At 69.2% G+C, this 14411-nt stretch carries 13 protein-coding genes; 3 read left to right on the top strand and 10 right to left on the bottom strand.

Annotated features, from left to right (window positions below; translation table 11 throughout):
* Nucleotide 1: 1 nt before the first annotated feature.
* The 7 genes from CJ177_RS28950 to CJ177_RS28920 are packed head-to-tail and all read right to left on the bottom strand — an operon-like array spanning nt 2 to nt 6424.
* Entirely contained in the window at nt 2-1396 is a 1395-nt protein-coding gene (locus tag CJ177_RS28950; protein ID WP_005243608.1) for an AMP-binding protein, read from the bottom strand.
* Entirely contained in the window at nt 1389-1991 is a 603-nt protein-coding gene (locus CJ177_RS28945) for an energy-coupling factor transporter transmembrane protein EcfT (protein ID WP_005243611.1), read from the bottom strand. The genes CJ177_RS28950 and CJ177_RS28945 overlap by 8 nt, the downstream gene beginning before the upstream one ends.
* The gene (locus CJ177_RS28940) at nt 1988-2668 is read right to left on the bottom strand and encodes an energy-coupling factor ABC transporter ATP-binding protein (RefSeq protein ID WP_005243613.1); all 681 of its coding nucleotides are present in this window, start codon (nt 2666-2668) and stop codon (nt 1988-1990) included. Before CJ177_RS28940 ends, CJ177_RS28945 begins: the two co-directional genes overlap by 4 nt.
* The gene (locus CJ177_RS28935) at nt 2665-3792 is read right to left on the bottom strand and encodes a thiolase family protein (RefSeq protein WP_025431983.1); all 1128 of its coding nucleotides are present in this window, start codon (nt 3790-3792) and stop codon (nt 2665-2667) included. The genes CJ177_RS28940 and CJ177_RS28935 overlap by 4 nt, the downstream gene beginning before the upstream one ends.
* Entirely contained in the window at nt 3789-4910 is a 1122-nt protein-coding gene (locus CJ177_RS28930) for a class I adenylate-forming enzyme family protein (protein ID WP_005243617.1), read from the bottom strand. The genes CJ177_RS28935 and CJ177_RS28930 overlap by 4 nt, the downstream gene beginning before the upstream one ends.
* Nucleotides 4907-5491, bottom strand: coding sequence for a biotin transporter BioY (locus CJ177_RS28925; RefSeq protein WP_007299149.1), 585 nt, complete (start codon nt 5489-5491; stop codon nt 4907-4909). The genes CJ177_RS28930 and CJ177_RS28925 overlap by 4 nt, the downstream gene beginning before the upstream one ends.
* 42 nt (nt 5492-5533) lie before the next feature.
* A complete protein-coding gene (locus CJ177_RS28920; RefSeq protein WP_095869182.1) occupies nt 5534-6424 on the bottom strand; it encodes a DMT family transporter in 891 nt (296 codons plus the stop codon).
* A gap of 83 nt (nt 6425-6507) precedes the next feature.
* Between CJ177_RS28920 and CJ177_RS28915 the strand changes: the two genes are divergently transcribed.
* Nucleotides 6508-7407, top strand: coding sequence for a LysR family transcriptional regulator (locus tag CJ177_RS28915; RefSeq protein WP_095869181.1), 900 nt, complete (start codon nt 6508-6510; stop codon nt 7405-7407).
* Nucleotides 7408-7483: 76 nt separating this feature from the next.
* On the opposite strand, the gene CJ177_RS28910 is transcribed toward CJ177_RS28915, so the two are convergent.
* The gene (locus tag CJ177_RS28910) at nt 7484-8485 is read right to left on the bottom strand and encodes a sugar phosphate isomerase/epimerase (RefSeq protein ID WP_005243623.1); all 1002 of its coding nucleotides are present in this window, start codon (nt 8483-8485) and stop codon (nt 7484-7486) included.
* Nucleotides 8486-8535: 50 nt separating this feature from the next.
* Entirely contained in the window at nt 8536-9714 is a 1179-nt protein-coding gene (locus tag CJ177_RS28905) for a Gfo/Idh/MocA family protein (RefSeq protein ID WP_005243624.1), read from the bottom strand.
* A gap of 273 nt (nt 9715-9987) precedes the next feature.
* On the opposite strand from CJ177_RS28905, the gene CJ177_RS28900 reads away from it, so the two are divergent.
* On the top strand, nt 9988-11172 hold the full coding sequence (locus tag CJ177_RS28900; RefSeq protein ID WP_061700458.1) for an FAD-dependent oxidoreductase: 1185 nt from the start codon (nt 9988-9990) through the stop codon (nt 11170-11172).
* 13 nt (nt 11173-11185) lie between these two features.
* Here CJ177_RS28900 and CJ177_RS28895 read toward each other — a convergent pair whose 3' ends face one another.
* Complete coding sequence (locus CJ177_RS28895; protein WP_080578212.1) at nt 11186-12253, bottom strand: LacI family DNA-binding transcriptional regulator; 1068 nt, start codon at nt 12251-12253, stop codon at nt 11186-11188.
* Nucleotides 12254-12394: 141 nt separating this feature from the next.
* Between CJ177_RS28895 and CJ177_RS28890 the strand changes: the two genes are divergently transcribed.
* Nucleotides 12395-14299: a GAF domain-containing protein gene (locus CJ177_RS28890; RefSeq protein ID WP_218835133.1), complete on the top strand. Its 1905-nt coding sequence runs from the start codon at nt 12395-12397 to the stop codon at nt 14297-14299.
* Nucleotides 14300-14411 lie beyond the last annotated feature (112 nt).

The raw sequence follows: 14411 nt of genomic DNA, 5'->3' as shown, positions 1-14411 counted from the left end.
GCTACGCGGGATTCCGGTCTCGAGAGGCTGCCAGGGTGGCGGCGAGCGCCTGACGATCGAGCTTGCCGCGCGGTGTGCGAGGCAAGCTGTCGACGGCGAGAACCTGAACCGGCATGCTGGGGCTGGGTAACGTGGCGCGCAGATGCCGCCAGATCTCGGTGGAACTCGGCCCGTCGCCGTCCACCACGATCGCGGCGGCCGGTGCCTCGCCCATCCGGCTGTCCGGTACTCCGATGCACGCAGCCTCCGAGATCCCGGGAATCGCGGTCAACGCCGCCTCGATGGCGGCAGGTTCCACATTGAGTCCCGCCCGGATCACCGTGTCGCTGTCCCGGCCGAACAACTGCAGGCTGTTGCCCGCCACCCGGCCACGGTCCCCCACCGTCATCCACCCGTCGGCGGGGCCGTTCACCACGCCGTCCTCGGTGAGGTAGCCGTCGAACAGCATGTTGCTGCGCACGTGAACCAGGCCCTCGCGAATCTCTGCGTCGACACCGTCGAACAGTTCGCCTGCCGCATGCTCGTCGGCGGCGCCGAGACCCCGGTCGAACGACACGAAGCTCAGTTCGGATGCGCCGTAGAAGTGCACGAGCGACGCATTCGGCAACACCTCCTGCAACGCCTGACGTCCCGTCCGCGGCCACCGGGCCGCCGACGACAGCACCTCGCGGACACTTCCGACCGGACCGATCCCCGATCGCACCACATCCCAGGCGATGGTGGGTACCGAGTACAGATGTGTGGCCGCGTCGCGCAGCGAGTGCGTGACCGGGCGCAGATCCACCGTCGCCCCGCGAGTGAGGCCGTGCAGCGCGCCGTACAGGAAGTGCGTGTGGTCGAGAACTCCGGGCACCGCCACGCGATCCCCGCTGCCGATGTCGAACGTCGCGTCCGAGCGGTCGAGGGTCGTGGCCCACGAACGCTGATTGCGCACGAACAGCTTCGGCTCACCCGTGGTGCCGGACGTGATGCCGACCAGCAGTTCGGTCTCGGGACGCGCCCGGTCCGCAGCGCCGTCGGATTCGAGGCTCTCCGCCGTTTCGACGGTCCCGTCGAATCCCAGTCTCCGCAACCTGGCGTGCTGGTGCGACGCGGCCACCACGGCGCCGGGTTTCGCGAGCTCGAGCACCCGCGTCAGCTGCGCGGGCAGGAGATGCCGATGCAGCAGCACGACGCTGACTCCGGCGTGCATCGCCGCCGTCACCACGACCAGCGACCCGACATCCGACGTCGGCAGCACTGCGACCCGATTCATGCCGTCGAGCCCGGCGGCGGTGCGTGTGACCCGCGACCAGAACCGGCCGTAGTCGAGGGTCTCGCGTGCGGACACGACCGCTGTCGTCTCCGGGTTCTCGGCAGCCCGTCGAGCGACACGCTCGGCGAGCAGCTCAGTCATCGTCCACTCCCCGTGCGACGAGGGCGTCGCCCATCGCATCCGCGGTCCGGAGGGCGCGGACCAGAACCGGTGTGGCCAGCGCCGTCATCGACCATTGCAACCCGCGTGCCTTCCGCGCCTGCGCCACCTCCTGCACGATCCCCGTCAACAGCGGGATACACCGGATCGCCAACGCGAGCAGGAGCCCGATCCGGTCCGGATCGACCCCGAACCTCCGCAGGGGCCCGAGTGCGCGCGACACCGTGTCGAGCATGTCGGTGACCCGGGTGGTGAGCGTGACCAACGCGGCGAGCGCCACCGAGATCAGCAGCACCCCGCACACGACGACCGCCCGCGCGGGCGACGTGATCAGCACCTGGAACACGGCGATGATCAACAACATCCACACCACCGGACGCAACTGCGCCACGGCGACCCGCCACGGAATGGAGGCCACCGCGAACAGCAGGCCCACCACCAGGACGACGACACCGACCTCGAGCGGGGTGCGCACGAACACCGTGGCCGTGACGATCGACACGATCAACAGCAGCAGTTTCAGCCCGGCTGGCATCCTGTGCAGGAGCGAGTCGCCCGGGCGGTACAGGCCGATCATTCGACCAACTGCCGGTACGCGGGGACGGCGTCGTCCGGGCTGCCGTCGAACGCGACGAGACCGTCGTCGATGACGATGACCCGTTCGAAACTCTCCAGCAGCGCCAGTTGGTGGGTCACGACGATCACCTGCTGGTCCATCGAATCGAGTGCTTCGGAGACGACGCGCGCGTTCCGCAGATCCAGCAGCGTCGTCGGCTCGTCGGCGATGATCACCTCCGGCCTGCGGATGAGGACGGCGCCGATGGCGAGCAGCTGCTTCTGGCCCCCGGACAGCAGGTGCGCGGGGTGATCGGCGTGCTGGTCGAGCCGGAACCGCACCAGGATCTCTTCGACGCGGCCGGCGATCTCCTGTTTGCTCAGACCGGACCGGCGCAGCGAGAACGCCAGGTCCTCGGACACCGTGGGCATGACGATCTGGGTGTCGGGGTCGGTGAACACGAACCCGACCTTGCGGCGCACCTGCGCGCCCTTTCTGGCGGCGTCGACACCGTCGACCGTGACGGTGCCGGAGGTGGGCTTCAGCAACCCGTTGATCATGCGCGCCAGGGTCGACTTGCCGGAACCGTTGGAACCGATGATGCCGACGCGGCGCTCGGAGAAACGCAGGTCGACGCCGCGCAGCACCGGGCGGTCCCCGAAGGCGTGCGTCACCGAATCGAAGACGATCTCACTCACGACACACGCTCCACGAGCATCGCGATGCCCTGTCCGCCGCCGATGGCACAGGCCGCGAGCCCGAGCGGGGGTCCGTCCTCGCGCAGCATCTGACTTGCCAAGCGCACCAACAAGATCGCTCCCGACGCGCCCCACGGGTGCCCCATGGCGATGGCGCCGCCCTGCGGGCAGATCACAGATTCGTCCAGGCCGAGTTCGTCCGACACCGCCAGCACCACCGACGCGAAGGCCTCGGTGATCTCGACGACGCCCAGATCCGCCACGTCGTATCCGGTCCTCTTCAGGAGTTTGCGGATCGCGGGAACCGGTCCGAGTCCGGGCAGCGCCGGGTCCGATCCCGCGACGGCCGAGCCGAGAATTCGCAACGCAGGCAGTCCGGCGGCCAGCGACTCGGTCGTCACCGCAAGCACGGCGGCGCCGTCCGAGATGCCGCAGGAGTTCCCTGCAGTGGCCGTTCCGCCGGCTCCGAAGCTGGGGCGTAGCCGCGCGAGCCTGGCCTCGGTCATGCCTGCGCGAATGCGCTGGTCCCGCTCGATGTCACCGACCGGCACGATTTCCGACGAGAAGTCGGCGGCTGCGGCGAGCGTGTGCGACCGCGCCGCGTACGCATCCTGCCGCTCACGGCTGATTCCGCGCACCCGCGCGAGATCGTCCGCGGCCGCCCCCATGTCGGGGTCGGGGAAGTCTTGCGGCGCAAAGGGAGCGCGGGTGTAGCGCACCGGATCGGCGCCCGGCGCCGGCGGCCAGAACCGCCACGGCGCCGTGCTCGCCGATTCGACGCCCCCGGCCAGAATCAGCTCGTCGGCGCCGCTGCGCACACGGAGCGCGGCCTGCATCACCGCGTCGAGTCCGGAACCGCACTGCCGGTCGACGGTGACACCGGGAACCTCCACACCCATCCCCGCCTGCAGGGCCGCGACCCGTGCCGGATCACCGCCCGGCCCGAGGCAATTGCCGAGGACGACGTCGTCGACCTCGGCATCGATGCCCGACCCCCGCAGCGACGTCAGAACCTCGCGCAGCACGGGGGCGGCCAGGTCGGTGGTGGTCAGATCGGCGAACCCGTGCCCGGCATTGCCGATCGGCGTCCGACGCGGCGCCACCAGAACAGGGACAGAGCTCATGCCAGCCAGTCTCTCACTCGACCTCGGGCGACCTTGCCACTGGCGGTCCGCGGCATCGCCTCGATCGGCACCCAGCGGCGGGGCAATGCTTCCTTCGTCAGCGTCCGGCGTGCTCGGGAACGGAGCTCACCGATCTCCGCGGTGCCGTCGAGCTCCACCACGGCGGTGACGGTCTCGCCGAGCACCGAATGCGGCGATCCGACGACGGCGGCCGCGGCGACACCGTCGAGCGTCTCGAGGATGCGCTCGACGTCCTCGGCGATCACCGTGGTGCCGCCGACATTGATCGCGGATTCTCCCCGGCCGCGCACCGTCAGCTCGCCGTCGTCACCGAGTTCGGCCAGGTCACCGACGCCGAACCACTCCGGGACTCCGATCACGCTGTATGGCGACCGGACGTACAGCAGACCGTCGCGGATGTCGGCGTCGACGCCGTCCAGCAGCCGGAGCGGTTCGGGCACCCGGCGCGCCGCGACGAGGGAGAGTTCCGCGGCGCCGTAGTACTCGACGATCTCGATGCCGTCCGCCACCGCGCGGGCGCCGTCGTCCAGGGCGGTGCCGGCGACGATCGCCGTGCGCAGCTTCGGGGCCTTCCCCACCACCTCACGGAGAACGGCGGGAACAGCGTGCACCACCGTCGCCCGGGACGGGTCGTCGGTGACGCACGCACCTCGCCAGAGTGCGTGCACTGCGCCGAACAGATGCATCGTGGCGTGCAACGGGCCGGTGATCAGCACATGGTCGGTCGCGTCGATGCCCGTGATCGCGGTGAAGGCGGGGAAGCTGTCGAACCAGGAGGCCGCGGTGCGCGCGAGCGGACGCGGCCTGCCGGTGGAGCCGGACGTCGCGACCAGCAGAAACGCGGCCGGAGGAATCACCGCGCGGTCCGGGCGCGCGTCGGGGTTCTCGACGATCACCGCCGTCCCCTGCCGCGCCGCCGCGCACACGCAGATCAGGGCATCCGGGACCGGCAGCATCGACGCGTCGTAGGCAGGCGCACCCTGGCCGTGCTCGAGGATCCATCGGTCGATGGCACGGTCGAGTTCGGCGTAGGTGTAGGTGCGGTCTTCGAAGTCGAGAGCAGGCTGATCGCCGGAGCCGCCGAGTTCGGAACTCACGTACGGATCAGGCCGGGGTACGCGCGATGCACGCTCTTGGCGACCACGGTCGCGACGACGACCTTGAGCAGGTCGCCGGGGATGAAGGCGAAGTTGGTGGTGATGGCGGCGCCGACACCCAGATCGGTGCGGAGCAGGAGTCCGACGGTGCCGAAGACGTAGATGACGACGATCCCGCCGAGGGCATTGATCAGCAGACCGAGCGCGATCGGGTACTTCGGCAGGATCCGAGCGGTGAGGAGGCCGATGATCAGCGTCGCGGGAATCCAGCCGATGAGGTACCCGGCGCTGGGGCCTGCGAGCGCGGTCAGTCCGGTGCGGCCACCGGACAGCAGGGGCAGGCCGATCAGGGTCAGTGCGATGAAGACCGCGACGGCGGCTGTGCCCTTGCGAGCGCCGAGCACCGCGCCGGCGAGGATGACGCCGAGCGTCTGCAGTGTGATCGGCACTCCACTGAAGCCGACCGTGATGGCGCCGGGCAGACCCAGCGCCGCGATCAGCGCGGCGAAGACCGCGATCTGCGCCATGTCCCGCGCTGAAATACCGAGCCTCGACACCCGCGCACTCTCGACACCTGCCATGACGACTCCCTCTTGCTTCAAACTTGAACGACGTTCAAGGTATCAGGTCGGCGCGGACAACGGTGCGGCAGACTCCGCGACGCCGCCCTCGTCGGGCGTCGTGCGCGCCCCGGCCCGCGCTGCTCCGATCCCCGCCGCGACGACGAAACAGATCCCGGCCACGGCCGCGTGGTCCGGTACCTGATGCAACACGACGAGCCCGATGATCAACGCGAACGCCGGTTCCAGGCTCATCAGGGTCCCGAACGCCGCGGTGTTCAGCCGGCGCAGGGCGAGCATCTCCAGCGTGAACGGCACGACCGGCAGCAGTATCGCCAAACCCAGCCCGATGATCAACAGGTCCGGCGTCATCTTTCCGAGCATCGACGGTCCGCCCACCGCAGTCGCGACCAGCCCGGCGACCGGCATGGACACCGCGAGCCCGTTGAGACCGGCCACCTCGTCGCCCACGCGCTGGGTGAGCACGATGTAGAGGGCCCAGCACGCGGCGGCCCCCAGTGCGAACAGGATTCCGACCGGGTCGACGCCGCCGGCCCAGGGTTGCGTCAGCAGCAGCACCCCGACGGCCGCCAGCGCCGGCCACTTCAGGCGACCGCGTCCGTGCAGAACAGCGACGCCGAGGGGCCCGAGGAACTCGAGCGCGCTGGCGGTTCCCAGCGGGATCCGGTCCACCGCGGCCATGAACAGCAGGGTGACCGCCGCCGTGACCACTCCGAGCAGGACACACGCGCCGAGGGACGAACGCGTGAACGCCTTCCGACGAGGCCGCACGATCACGGCCAGCAACACCCCAGCCCATGCCAGGCGCAACCAGGCGGCACCCTCGGCGCCGACGCGTTCGGACACGCCGACGGAGATCGCGAGTCCGCTCTGCACGCACAGCATCGAGGTCAGCGCCATCGTCGCGCCGACGTGAGTCGAGTTCCTGGTCATGTCTGCATTGAAGGCCACCTCGACCGTTCACGTCCACGTGACTTTCATGGACAAACCGTTCGGATATCGCGAACAATTAGTGGGTGGATACCCGACGCCTGCATCTCCTGCTCGAGCTCTCCCGTCTCGGCTCCATGCGCGAGGTCGCCGAAACACACCGGCTGACCACCTCAACTGTCTCCCAGCAGATCGCCGCACTCGCGAAGGAGACGGGTGCGCAGCTCGTCGAACCGACCGGCCGCCGGGTGCGGCTCACTCCGGCCGGTCGCCGGCTGGCCGACCACGCCGTCACCATCCTGGCGGCCGTCGGCGCCGCCCGGCTCGACCTCGACCCCCACGCCGAGCCGGTCGGCACCCTGCGCGTCGGGGGTTTCGCGACGGGCATCCGGGTGTCGCTGCTCCCGGTCGTCGCCGAACTGGCACGCACCCACTCTCAGGTGGACGTGGTGATCAGCGAATACGAGCCGGTCGAGGCGTTCGCATTGCTCGCCGACGACGAACTCGATCTCGCCCTGACCTACGACTACAACCTGGCACCGGCATCCCCGGGCACCGCGCTCGAGGCCGTCCCGTTGTGGTCGACTCCCTGGGGACTCGGCGTCCCCACGCCCGCCGGGAACGGACCCGCAGACGTCGCCGCCTATGCCGGTTCGCCCTGGATCGTGAACTCTCGCAACACTGCCGACGAGGACGCCGTCCGCACCCTGGCCTCGCTCGCGGGTTTCACACCGCACATCGCCCATCAGATCGACAGCCTCGACCTCGTCGAGGACCTCATCGCCGCCGGCTACGGGGTGGGCCTGCTGCCCGCCGACCGTCCCACGCGCAAGGAAGTCACGGTCCGCCCGCTCACCAACCCGAAGGTCGTGCTGACGGCCTACGCCGTGACCCGCCGCGGGAGGTCGACCTGGCCACCGCTGCGGCTGGTCCTCGACCGCCTGGCCGCCGTCACCCGGGAACGGCGATCAGCCGGCGCGACATGACCCACCGGATACACGACGCCCCGCCTGCGGGAGTACCAGGCGGGGCGGTTTCGAGCGGGAGCGCGCAGGGTGGGTTCTAGCGGGAGGCCACCGCGGAAGCCGCGTCCTTCAGGGTGCGGGCCGCGACCTGCAGCCCTTCGAGCTGTCCCAGTTCGACGTCCTCGTGTTCGATGTTGACCGCCATGTCCGGGTCGACCCGTTGCAAGGCGGCGAGGAAACGGGACCAGAAATCGACGTCGTGCCCGCGACCGACGGCGACGAAGTCCCACGCCGAGTCCTCGGGCCACTTGTTGACCACGTGCTTGCCACCGAGTCCGGTGGGGTTCTGGTCGGCCGGGATCCGGGTGAACCGGTCGTCGAGGACACCGTAGATCTTGCAGTTCTCGTTGATCCGGGTGTCCTTCGCCGCGGCGTGGAACACGAGGTCGCCGAGCCAGTCGACCGCGGCGACCGGATCGATGCCCTGCCAGAACAGGTGCGACGGGTCCATCTCGGCGCCGACGTTCGTCGCACCGGTCTTCTCGACCAGGCGCTCGAGAGTCGGCGGGTTGAACACCAGGTTCTGCGGGTGCATCTCGATCGCGACCTTGACGCCGTTCTCACGGGCGAGCGCGTCGATCTCCTTCCAGAACGGCACCGCGACCTGATCCCACTGGTAGTCGAGGGAGTCGAGATAGCCGCTGTCCCACGTGTTCACGTGCCAGGCCGGCCACTGGCCGCCGGCATGCGCGGCCGGCAGCCCGGACATCGTGACCACCCGGTCCACACCGAGCAGGCCGGCGACCTTGATCGCGTTGCGCAGGTCCTCGGCGTCCTCGGGGCCCACCTCGGGATCCGCGTGCAACGGGTTGCCGTTGCAGTTCAGGCCGGCGATGGAGACGCCGGTCTCGTCGAAGACCTTCAGGTACTCCTGCGGTGACACCTCACCGGAGAGGAGTTCCTTGACAGGCAGGTGCGGGGTGGGCAGGAAGCCGCCCGCGTTGATCTCCGCGCCCTCGAGCCCGAGGGACGCGATGGTCTCCAGCGCCTCGCGCAGGCTGCGGTCGTGCAGGACGGCGGTGTACACACCGAGTTTCATGAGGGTTCCTTGCGTGGTGGGAAGAAGTTGGGGTTCAGTAGTTTTGCGGTTCAGCCGATCTTGACGGCTGCTCCGTCGGCGCGGGCGGACTCCGCGACGGCGGTGACGATCTGCATGCCGCGCAGGGCGTGGGCGAAGGACGGCAGCGGGCCGAGGACGTCGATGCCGGCGATCTGGTCGAGGAAGGCCCGGGCCTGGTAGGCGAAGAACTCCGCCTTGCCGTGGCCGACGCCGCCGGCATCCATCGGCAGGCCGCCCTGGATGTACGGGTGCTGCGGTCCGATGATCACCCGTCGCTGACCGTTCACGGTGCGGTCGAGGCCCTCGCTGGACACCGAGAACTCGGCGGCGCGAGCCAGGTCGAACGCCGCGGAGCCGGACGTCCCGAACAGCTCGAAACCGAGTCCGTCCGGAAGCTGGTGCGCGACACGGGAAGCGGAGAACGTGCCGACCGCGCCGTTCTGGAAGCGCGCCGTGAACGTCGCGAGGTCCTCGTTCTCGACGGGTGCCATCTCACCGGTGGTCTCGGCCTTGGTGTGACCGTAGGTGACTCCGGCAGGCACGGGACGCTCCGTGATCACCGTGGCGAAGGTCGCGCCGCTGATCTCGACGATCGGACCGCACACGAATTCGGCCATGTCGAGCAGGTGACTGCCGACGTCTGCCAGAGCGCCCGTTCCGGGACCCCCGCGGTACCGCCAGGTGATCGGCGAGGCGGGGTCGAGGCCGTAGTCGCACCAGTAGTGCCCGTTGAAGTGGATGATGTCGCCGAGTCGGCCCGTCGCGAGTTCGTCGCGGATCGCCTGGATGGCCGGCGACCGGCGGTAGGTGTACCCGACCGTCGCGATCGTGTCGGCATCCGCAGCGGCCGCGACCATGGCCTCGGCGTCCGTGATGGACCCGGCCAGGGGCTTCTCGCACAGCACGTGCTTCCCCGCGGCGAGGAGCCCTTCGACGATCTCCCGGTGCAACTGGTTGGCGACCACGACGCTCACGGCGTCGATGTCCGGCGATTCGGCGATGGCCTGCCAGCTGTACTCGGCCCGCTCGTACCCGTACCGCTTCGCGGTGTCGTCGGCGACGGCCTGGTTGGTGTCGGCGATCGCAACCAGACGCACGTCGGGGCGGTCGGTTCCGAACAGCGTCGACGCCATGCGATATCCGGCGGCGTGTGCTCGTCCGGCCATGCCGCCGCCGATGACGGCGACACCGATCGAGTTGGAAGTCATGAGTGGAAGCCTTTCGGTGTGATGTTGACCCGGCGGAAGTGCACGTCGGCTACCCGCAGACACCCGCACGGATGAGTGAAGACGCCCTCCGGCTAGTTCGGTCTATTTAACCGGTCTAGTACGACTACTATGAGCTGAGTCACGCCACCCTGTCAAGCCCCGGCTCGCGAGCCGGCGAGCGGGCCGCGTCCCTTGACGAACACCCTTGACGCGCACATACTGAATGCAATTTCACTGAATATTGATTCAGCGGATGGGAAGTCGGGAGGATGTATGGAGGTCATCGTCGCAGGCGGAGGTGTGTCCGGGACCGCGACTGCAATCGCATTGCGCCGCACCGGTTCCGACGTCACCCTGTACGAAACACACCCCGACCCGGCAGGACAGGTGGGCTCATTTCTGAGTCTGGCATCCAACGGACTGCGGGGGCTGAAGGCGCTCGGTTGCCTGGACCAGGTCCGGCAGGCCGGTTTCGCGGTGGCCACTCAGCGGATGTGGTCCGGCACCGGGAGGCTGCTGGCGGAAGTTCCGCGCGGACGGCTGTCGGGGGATCCGCTGCACAGTACGACGCTGATGCGGGGTTCCCTGGTCGAGGTGCTGCGTGAGTGCGCCGCCCAGGCCGGGGTACGGATCGTCACCGGCCGCCGACTGGTAGGGGCCGAGCCCGCGGGAAACGGTATCCGCGCGCTGTTCGCCGACGGTCCCAGCGTCCGCGCCGACCTACTGGTCGGCGCCGACGGTCTCTGGTCGGCTATCCGGTCGGTCCTCGATCCGGGCGCGCCCCGACCCGCCTACGGGGGCCTCTACAGCGTCTCGGGCATCGCCGGCGGCGTCCCGGCCGAGACCGGCGCGTTCAACATGATTTTCGCGCGGAGCGGCGCCTTTCTCCACATCCCGGCGCCGGACGGAACCGTGTGGTGGTCCGCGCAGGTTGCCGATCCCCGGCCACCGGACCTGACCGGTGTCGGCGACGACTGGTGGCTCGAGCGACTCGCCGAGCTGTACCGGTTCGAGCCGCAGGCGCTCGAGATCATCAGGGCGACCACGCAATTGCACCGTCCGACGCTCATGCACACGCTGGCCGAAGTCCCCGTCTGGCACGACGAACGCGTCGTCCTCGTCGGCGACGCCGCTCACCCGGTCGGCGCGGGGCAGGGCGCCTCGATGGCCATCGAAGACGCCGTGGTCCTGGCCCGGGTACTCGCCGAGGCCGGCTCGACCGGGGAAGGTCTCGCGGAGTACGACCGGCTCCGCCGCGCCCGAATCGGGAAGATGGCCAAGGCGGCCCGCACCAACCGCGACGCCAAGACCAGCGGCCCGCTCGCGCGCCGGCTCCGCGACCTCGTCATGCCGATCGCCTTCGGGCACTTCTACGAAAAGGCCACCACCTGGCTCTACGCCCACGATCTGGGCACACTGCCCGCGCAGGCCGAGGAATCCCGGCCCGCCGAACACTGACGGCCGCCGCAGGTCAGGACACGCCCGACTGGGATCCTTCCATCGGCTCGGGCGCGGGCCCGGTGGTACGGCGCGCGACGAGCCGCGGGCGGAGGACGGTCGCGACCGATTCGGTCCTCCCCCGGTCCAGCCGCTGGATGACAGCGTCCACCGCCGTGGCGGCCTGCTCCCGCGGTTGCTGATTGACCGACGTCAGATCGATGTGCGCGAGCTGGGCGAGCACGCTGTCGTCATATCCGGAGACCGAGACGTCTTCGGGAATACGCACGCCCCGGCTCCGCAGTTCGCCGATCAGCCCGATGGCACTGCGGTCGTTGGCCGCGATCACCGCGGTGGGAAGCTGCGACCGCCCGAGCAGCGTCTCCGCGGCGACCGTTCCGGCGCTGTCGGTGAAGTCGCCCTCGACGACGTCGATGTCGAGTCCGTGACGACGCATGGCACGGGTGTATCCCGACTTCCGGTCGGCCGCAATCGTGCCCGTACCACCGCTGAGGTGCGTGATTCGGCGATGCCCCAGCTCCACGAGATGGTCGACGACGGTGCCGATCCCCTTGCCGTCCGCTGTCCGCACGACGTCGACGGCGCCGTCTCCGACGCGGCGACCGACCACGACCACCGGTACCCGCTCCCCGAGCGTGTCGAGAACGTCGGTGCCGAGTTCGGTGCCGAGCAGGATCAAGGCTTCGCAGCGGAAATCGAGGAGCGTTTCGACGACTTTCGGTTCAGCGTGCGTGGGAGTCAGCGCACCGAGCACCACCTCGTACCCGTGGTCGTCGGCGGCGGCGACGATGTACTCGACCATCTCGGCGTGGAAGCTGTTGCGAATATCAGCCGTCACACCCACGAGGTGGGTCCGCCGGAGCGACATCAGGGCGGCCGTACGGTTCGGTCGGTACCCGAGCTCGTCCGCGACGTCGAGGACCCGCTTCCGCGTCTCGGCACTCGGTCCGGGAACGCGCCGAAACACCATGGAGACCAATGCCTTCGACACCCCCACGCGGTCGGCGATGTCCTGCATGGTCACGGCCTGCCGGGGCATCGGAGCAGGACCACCACTCCTGGCGTCGTCGTCGCTTCGCATGTGCAGACCCTTTCGCTCGCCGAGCACGAGGCACACCCAGAGTATCCGACATAGACCGAGGTACTAGACCGGGCTACCTACTTGAACCGGCGCTGATCTCAGCCAGTAGTTTCTCCCCCGGCGCCAGGGCAGAGTGTGGGCATGGATTCACGGGAGAGCGGCGACGCGCTGGGGATACTCGCCGACGCGATGGTCGGCGAACTGACGGTGGACTCGGCCGCGGTGCGCGAAGCACTCGACGGGGTCGCTGCCGGCCCGGCCGACAGGGCGGCGTTCGCGGAGAAGGTGCGCCGGCACCAGCTCGAGCTGACCCGTTTGCGGCGACGGGAACGCGAACTCGGGGTGTTGTTCTCGAGTGCCCGCGAACTCGCCGAACTCCGTGACATCGACGCCCTCCTCGGACGGTTGGTGAGCCGCGCCCACGAGATGATGGGCACCGACGTCACCTACCTGTCGGAGTTCGATCCGGCGACGCGGGAACTGAACGTCCGCAAGACCGCCGGCTCGGTGACGCCGCAGTTCCAGCACCTCCGCGTTCCCCCGGGAATGGGGCTGGCCAGTCAGATCGCCGATTCCCGCGCCGCGCAATGGGTTCTGCGTTATCAGGACTACGCGGAGGGACCGCACGAGGAACTCATCGACGACGCTGTCGCGGCGGAAGGGATCGTGTCGATTCTCGGGGTACCGATGCTCTCGGACGGTCGCGTGCTCGGTGTGCTGTTCGCCGCGACCCGCCAGGAGTACGCCTTCACCCCGGACGAGATCGCCGTGCTGTCCGCGCTCGCCGATCACGCGTCGGTGGTGCTGCAGACCGCCAGCACCCTCGAACAGGTTCGCAGGTCCGAGGACGAGGCCCGCACGGCACTCGACCGGTTGACCGACTACCTGCAGGTCCGCGACCGGTCCACCGTGGTGCACCAGGAACTGATCGAGGCAGTTCTGGTCGGGGGCGGATTCGAGCAGGTGGCCGGCACTCTTGCCACCGCACTCGGGCGCACGGTCACGATCGTCGACCGGGATCTGCACGTCGTCGCCTCCCACCCCACGCCTGCCGGGCAGGTATCCGTCCAGTTGCCGCCGGTGATGCTCGATGCCATCACGAGGAGCCGGACCACCGGCCATTGCGTTCACGTCGACGACCCCGGGACGCCGATCGTGGCCGCGGTCATCGCAGGCGAGTTGTATTTCGGCGCGGTGCTGGTCGGGTCCGGGAACGTCGAACTCGGACCGGTCGACGAGCGCACCATCGAACGCGCCGCGCAGGTGGGCGCACTGCTGGTGCTGCAGCAGAACGCGGTGGCCGACGCAGACCTGCGGGCCCGCGTCGAGTTGGTCGCGGACCTGCTCGACCCGGCACCGGAGCGGCGGCGCGATCTGGAACGACGAGTGCGCGCCCAGCGAGTCACCCTCGCTGCCCTCGCCATCGTCGTGCTGATCTCGGTCCCGGCCGAGAACCGGGCCACCGCCGCCCGTGCGGCCACAGCGTTCGTCGGTGATCGCGGTCTGGTCGGGGAGCATGCCGGCATGGTCGCGGTGGTTCTCACCACCACCGCCCCGCCCGACCTCGTCACGGACCTGCGCGACTACCTGCGGGAAACGCTGCACGGCCCGGTCCTCGCGATCACGACACCCCGGGCGGAGTCGCCGGACGCGCTCCCCGCACGATTCGAGTCCGGGCTCCGCACCGCTCGCCTGCTGGCTGCGCTCGGCACCACCGACGCCGCGGCCAGCACCGACGCCTACCTGCCGTACGCGCTCCTGTTCGACACCGATGCCCGGACGTTGAACGCGTTCATCGACGAGACGATCGGTCCGGTGCGCGCCTACGACGACGGCAAGGGCACAGACCTCCTCGCCACGTTGCGCGCCTTCGTCCGCAACGAGGGCAGTCCGACGAAGACGGCACGGGCCCTCAACTATCACACCAACACGATTCTGCAGCGCCTCCACCGACTGGAGATGCTGTTGGGGCCCGAGTGGCGCAACGATGAACACCTGTTCCGCATCTCGGCCGCGGTCCGCCTCGACGAACTCCGCGAGCAGTGACAGTCACACATTCCTGAATGAAATACATGTGCGATTGATACATGTCGGGGCCGGCGGAACAGCCCTACCGTGTGAACCGAAGCACATGACAGGGTTGCCGCCGGAACGCACC

It is taken from the genome of Rhodococcus sp. ACPA1 (assembly GCF_002300195.1).
In the GTDB taxonomy this organism is placed as follows: domain Bacteria; phylum Actinomycetota; class Actinomycetes; order Mycobacteriales; family Mycobacteriaceae; genus Rhodococcus_F; species Rhodococcus_F opacus.
Note: the sequence above shows the minus strand (reverse complement) of the source record. Positions and strands in the feature narration are given on the sequence as shown.

What these genes read in the sequence shown, in the direction of transcription:
- CJ177_RS28950 (WP_005243608.1), bottom strand. Translation starts at nt 1,396, where the DNA reads ATGACTGAGCTGCTCGCCGAGCGTGTCGCTCGACGGGCTGCCGAGAAC.
- CJ177_RS28945 (WP_005243611.1), bottom strand. Translation starts at nt 1,991, where the DNA reads ATGATCGGCCTGTACCGCCCGGGCGACTCGCTCCTGCACAGGATGCCA.
- CJ177_RS28935 (WP_025431983.1), bottom strand. Translation starts at nt 3,792, where the DNA reads ATGAGCTCTGTCCCTGTTCTGGTGGCGCCGCGTCGGACGCCGATCGGC.
- CJ177_RS28925 (WP_007299149.1), bottom strand. Translation starts at nt 5,491, where the DNA reads ATGGCAGGTGTCGAGAGTGCGCGGGTGTCGAGGCTCGGTATTTCAGCG.
- CJ177_RS28920 (WP_095869182.1), bottom strand. Translation starts at nt 6,424, where the DNA reads ATGACCAGGAACTCGACTCACGTCGGCGCGACGATGGCGCTGACCTCG.
- CJ177_RS28910 (WP_005243623.1), bottom strand. Translation starts at nt 8,485, where the DNA reads ATGAAACTCGGTGTGTACACCGCCGTCCTGCACGACCGCAGCCTGCGC.
- CJ177_RS28905 (WP_005243624.1), bottom strand. Translation starts at nt 9,714, where the DNA reads ATGACTTCCAACTCGATCGGTGTCGCCGTCATCGGCGGCGGCATGGCC.
- CJ177_RS28900 (WP_061700458.1), top strand. Translation starts at nt 9,988, where the DNA reads ATGGAGGTCATCGTCGCAGGCGGAGGTGTGTCCGGGACCGCGACTGCA.
- CJ177_RS28895 (WP_080578212.1), bottom strand. Translation starts at nt 12,253, where the DNA reads ATGCGAAGCGACGACGACGCCAGGAGTGGTGGTCCTGCTCCGATGCCC.
- CJ177_RS28890 (WP_218835133.1), top strand. Translation starts at nt 12,395, where the DNA reads ATGGATTCACGGGAGAGCGGCGACGCGCTGGGGATACTCGCCGACGCG.